Here is a 5,278-nt window from a genome sequence, read left to right as displayed (position 1 = left end):
TCGCCCAAACTATGGCCAAGCACGCAATGAGGGGTTACGCCCCAGGAGCGCCAGAGGGCGGCGAGGGCAACGCCAAGGGCAAAGAGCGCAGGTTGGGCGACGGCAGTGGCCGCGAGGGCGGCAGGGTCAGCAGCAGGATCGAGCAGGAAGGGCTGCAAGGACGTAGGCAGGAGTGGGGCAAAGGCCGCGATGACGGTATCCAAGGCATCGCGAAAAACCGGAAAGTGGGCATAGAGTGCCCGTGCCATGCCGGGATACTGCGACCCTTGGCCGGTAAACACAAACGCAACTTTGGGTGCTTGGTTGCGATTTGGGCTAACTCCGCGCCAAACGTTGACTACGCTGTTAGACATATTGGCAGCCACTAAGCGATCGTGCAGCGCTGTTGGAGTGTCGGCTATTACTGCTAGCCGATGGGTAAAATGGGTTCGTCCACGATTCGCCATCCAAGCAAGATCAGCCAGATTATAGGCTGGCTCATGGCGCAAGAATTCGATATAGCGCTTTACCAAAGCATCAAGGGCTTTGGCACTTTTAGCCGATAAACAAAGCAGTTGCTGAGCAGGCTCTTGGCTGGGTACTAACTGACTACTTGGAGCTTGCTCAAGCACAATATGGGCAATTGTGCCGGTAAACCCAAAAGAGCTAACTCCAGCGATGCGTGTGGCTGCTTGCTCAGGCCAAGCAACGGCTTGCTGGGGAATGGCTGCTGGAATACGATCAAAATGAATGCGATTATTGATCTGATTGAGATGAAGATGGGCTGGGATAGAGCCATGGTGCAGGCTCAAAACCGTTTTGATCAACCCTGCAATCCCTGCTGCCGATTCCAAATGGCCAATATTGGTTTTAACCGAGCCAATCCACAATGGCTTATCAACACTGTGGGTTTGATTAAAAACCTGATAAATTGCCCCAGCTTCGATAGGGTCACCAAGTGCTGTGCCAGTGCCATGAGCCTCAAGATAGCCGACTTGTTCGGGATGTACCCCAGCTACGTGTAAAGCTTGGCGAATTAAGCGCTCTTGAGCCTTGCCATTTGGTACGGTTAGCCCACTACTTGCCCCGTCTTGTTGGACTGCTGAGCCACGAATAACCGCAAGAATCGGATCACCAGCAGCTTGAGCATCGGATAAACGTTTGAGCAGGATAATACCGCATCCTTCGCTCCGAATATAGCCATCGGCCTGCTGATCAAAGGTTTTACAACGACCATCGGGCGCAAGCATATGCGCTTTGCTTGCGCCAATATTGCCATCTGGAAGTAAAAGGGTGTTAACTCCACCAGCTAAGGCCAAGGTACATTCGCCATTGCGCAAGCTTTGACAGGCGGTATGAACCGCAACTAGCGAGCTAGAACAGGCGGTATCAATTGCCATACATGGGCCTTGTAAGCCAAAATGATAGGCGAGCCTGCCGGCAGTGGCTGAGAGCGCAGTGCCGGTGCCAATATAAGCATCGAAATTTTCGCCCAATGCCGCCTTAATTACTTGGGCATATTCATTGATACTAACCCCAATAAACACGCCAGTTGCACTGCCCTGAAGGCTTTCTGGCCGCACCCCAGCATGCTCAAATGATTCCCACGCAACCTCTAAGAGCATCCGCTGTTGCGGATCGAGATGGGCTGCCTCGCGTGGTGAGATGCCAAAGAACTGAGCATCAAATTGATCAAGATCAGCAACAAAACCACCAAAACGGGTTGCCATTTTGCCTGGTAGATCAGGGTTTGGGTCGTAGTAGCGCTCAATATCCCAACGATCCGCAGGAACTTCATGAATGGCATCAACCTGGTTACACAGCAAATTCCAAAATTGCTGCGGGTTGTTGACCCCACCAGGCAAGCGACAACCCATGCCAACAATGGCGATTGGCTCATGGATGCGCCGCTCAAGCGACTGAATTCGATTGCGAGCCTCTTGAAGCGCGAGGGCTGCGCGTTGTAAAGGACTAAGATCCTCATGAATGTGCTGTTTACTCACCTTACCAAGTCCCTTCTATTAGCAATAGGGTGACGCTGTATATTTGATGCTAAATTTTATTGATCTCAAATAAGGGGAAATAACTACTAATACTACCATTGGCATAATCCTGTGCCAATTGCGGCACGTTTTCCCATGCATAGACAGGGCAATCAGCAGGGGGCAACCAACCAGTTGCCTCGGCAAACTGAACACAGGTTACTGCTTGCTTATATTGAAGCCCATGAGTATAGACATGAATATGATGATTGATACATTCTAAAGCGCGATTGACGGTTAAATTCATGCCTTTTTTCCAACCAGACGTTGCAATAACCCCTTGACGGGCTAGCGCTCGGAGGGTTCCGCGCAAAACTGGCTGCCCAATATTATCAATAAAGATCGAAACCCCAAACCCATTGGTTAGCGACTGAACAATCTCGATAAATTGTTTCTCGGCTTTGGCATAGGCTGTTCGATATTCAGGGTCACGCTGATAGCGCTGCTCATCATATTCCATGTCGCTAAATTGCCGACGATCAACCGGTGTAATGCCAGTTTGGAGTAGCAAGGCCGTGCGTTCGCTATTTGAGGTGATCATAGCGGTATGCGCTCCACCCATTTTGGCCAGTTGCAACTGAGCAAAGGCGACCCCACCACCCCAGCCCCAGGCATAGGGTAAGGGGAAATCGTCTTCTGGCATTTGTAAGCGCCAGCAATCGTAGGCTAATTTCCAATTGGCCCAAGCAGTCAGATAGCGTAATGAGAAGCCTGCCCATTGCTGAAGCGAATGGCGGCTATGGCTTGGTAGAGCAATCACTTGATGTTGATGTAGTTTGATTTGTTTGGCTAAAACCCCCATCGTATGCGGTGCATCATAGCCAACCACTTTGATCATATAGCCGAACTGGTCGCTTGTGCCAATTGCAACAAAGAGTGCAAAATCGCCCTCTTTAACCGTGGTTACTGCGGCACCTATTTTGGTAATTCGTACTACTCCCGCGTTGCCAAGCACAACCTTCGATTCGCCTCGTTGGCGGCAGATGTCAACAGGTTTGCGCTCAATCGCATGGCCCATATTGCCTTCCCAACATCCATAAATTGGCTCGGCCAATACTTCGTCGGGCTTAATATCAGGGAAACTAAATTCCTCACGTTGGAGTTCGGCGGTAACTGTTGGTGCTCCTGCTAGACCTTCATGAAGAACCCACGCCTCTGTCTTAATCAAACTCATGGTGATCGTTCCTTTCTAAATCTGTTTGTTGGAGTAATGCGATCTCTGTATCTAATAAGGCAATTAAGTCGGCTTCCGATAATTCTTGGATGGCGACTTTGCGCTCTGATTCTGGTGATGCTTCAGGCGTTTCAGGGGTAGCTGAACTACCAAATAAGCGTTCGAACAAGTAGTTGGTCAGTATTTTTGGTGTACCGTAATCAAAGGTTAAGGTCGGCGGTAATGCTAGCCCCAACTCAACACTTAATCGATTGGTCAACTCAAGCGATGTTAATGAATCAAATCCTAGCGTAAATAACCCTTGATGAGGGTCAATTGGTTGCTGATCATCAAGCCGCAGGCTCTTACGGAGTTGCGCATCAATAAAGAGTTCAAATTGTTCCGTGCGTTGATACGCGGCTAAACCTAATAAGTAGCGGCGCGAGGCTGACTGGTTGCTTGTCGCCTCAGCCGAACCAGTTTGTAGCAACGCTTTTAGCAGCGGTGCCTTGGAGCGAGAAGAACTGGCCTTGGCAAATTCCGCCCAGTTAATTTGAAATACCCCAATTTGGGCATGCTTGGTTTGCAAAATCGTTGCAAGGGCTGCGATCCCTTGGGCTGGGGTTAGGGCTTGCATGCCACTTGCTGCGAGTCGCTGGGTTGTGGTAGTGCCTAAACGAGCAGCCATGCCAATCTCGGCCCATGCCCCCCAATTAATGCTGACCGCAGGTAAGCCTTGGCTTTGGCGATAGTAGGCCATGGCATCAAGAAAGGCGTTGGCTGCTGCATAATTCGCTTGACCAGCGGCTCCGGTTAAGCTAATTCCCGATGAGAACAATACAAACCAATCAAGCTTTAAGTGCTTGGTCGCATGATGGAGATTCCATGTGCCAAGCACTTTGGGGGCGAAAACTCGCTCATAATTTTCCCATGTTTGGTTGATAATTAAACCATCATCAACCACCCCTGCTGTATGAATCACTCCGCCTAACGGGAATGTACTGGCTTGAATTTGTTGCACAACCTGCTCAACCGACTCTTTGACGCTAACATCAGCTTGAAGAAATTGAACGTTTATGCCTTTGGTTTGGAGTTGTTCAAGCTGTTGTTGGGTCTGTTGATTGGGTTGTTTGCGACCGATGAGTGCAATTGAGCGTGCCCCAATTTCAGCCAACCAATTTGCACATGCCAAGCCTAAACCACCTAAACCACCTGTAATCAGGTAGGTAGCATGTGGTTGGATACTGCTTGGGTTTGGTTGTTGCAGTTGGATGCTTTCTTGAATCAGTGTTGGTCTATATTGTTGCTGCGCCCGCCAAGCAACTTCGAGCGGTTGTTGTTGGGTTGTAATAATGGTCGCAATCTGCTTAAAGGCGCTTGGCTGCTGATCAAGGTCGATAATCCCGCCCCAGTGTTGAGGATGCTCCTGTCCAATCGAGCGACTCAAACCCCATAACGTTGCATGCTGTGGATTCAAGACAGCGCCATCAGCAGGCTGAGCCAAGGTTGTTATCAACCAAAGTTTAGGCTTATTGGCGGACTCTGATCGTGCGAGTGCACTAATTAAGCATAGTACATCGCCACAGATTTGGGCTTGTTGGCGATCACACGATTCATCGGTAGTTGATAGGCATGGGTAATAAATTATCCCATGCCACGTGCGCTGCTTGAGTAGTGCTTCGATTGCAGCATCGTCACCAGCCAGACTTGCGTGTAAAACAACCTCACAATCCTCAGCCTGAATCGACTCGGCTAGTTCAGTTGCGAGCATGGCTTGATCGCTAATCATTAACCATGGCCCACTACTTTGAGCATGAAGATCATGGCTGTCTGAGCTTACTTGCTCCCAACGCACAACATAAAAATCTTGTGCTGATTGAGTTGGTTGTTTAGCCCGTTGCATTGAGCTATGTGTTGGCAACCAATGGCGCTTGCGTTGCCAAGGGTAGGCAGGCAAGGGATAGGGGGTGGTGGTCGGGGGAATCAATGCCGACCAGTCAATCGCCACCCCATGCGCCCAGAGCTGCCCTGCCGCCCGCGCCAGACTGGCGATCAGGCGGTGATCCCGCGCCAAACTTGGCACCACCACGGTCGCGGGGTTGGC

At 50.3% G+C, this 5,278-nt stretch carries 3 protein-coding genes; all 3 read right to left on the bottom strand.

Going from position 1 to position 5,278, the window contains the following annotated elements:
- Positions 1 to 1,982, bottom strand: a 1,982-nt coding sequence (locus JOD20_RS26095; RefSeq protein WP_204758101.1) for a beta-ketoacyl synthase N-terminal-like domain-containing protein, incomplete at its 3' end; no start/stop codon positions are given.
- 49 nt (positions 1,983 to 2,031) lie between these two features.
- On the bottom strand, positions 2,032 to 3,195 hold the full coding sequence (locus JOD20_RS26090) for a zinc-binding dehydrogenase (RefSeq protein ID WP_204758100.1): 1,164 nt from the start codon (positions 3,193 to 3,195) through the stop codon (positions 2,032 to 2,034).
- A partial coding sequence (locus tag JOD20_RS26085; protein ID WP_204758099.1) for a beta-ketoacyl reductase occupies positions 3,182 to 5,278 on the bottom strand: 2,097 nt, incomplete at its 5' end. The genes JOD20_RS26085 and JOD20_RS26090, both read right to left, overlap by 14 nt.

It is taken from the genome of Herpetosiphon giganteus (genome assembly GCF_016907925.1).
Taxonomy (GTDB): Bacteria; Chloroflexota; Chloroflexia; order Chloroflexales; family Herpetosiphonaceae; genus Herpetosiphon; species Herpetosiphon giganteus.
This window is presented reverse-complemented; position numbering and strand designations above follow the sequence as displayed.

Excerpts from the sequence above, each read along its gene's own strand:
- JOD20_RS26090 (WP_204758100.1), bottom strand. The coding sequence starts at position 3,195 with ATGAGTTTGATTAAGACAGAGGCGTGGGTTCTTCATGAAGGTCTAGCA.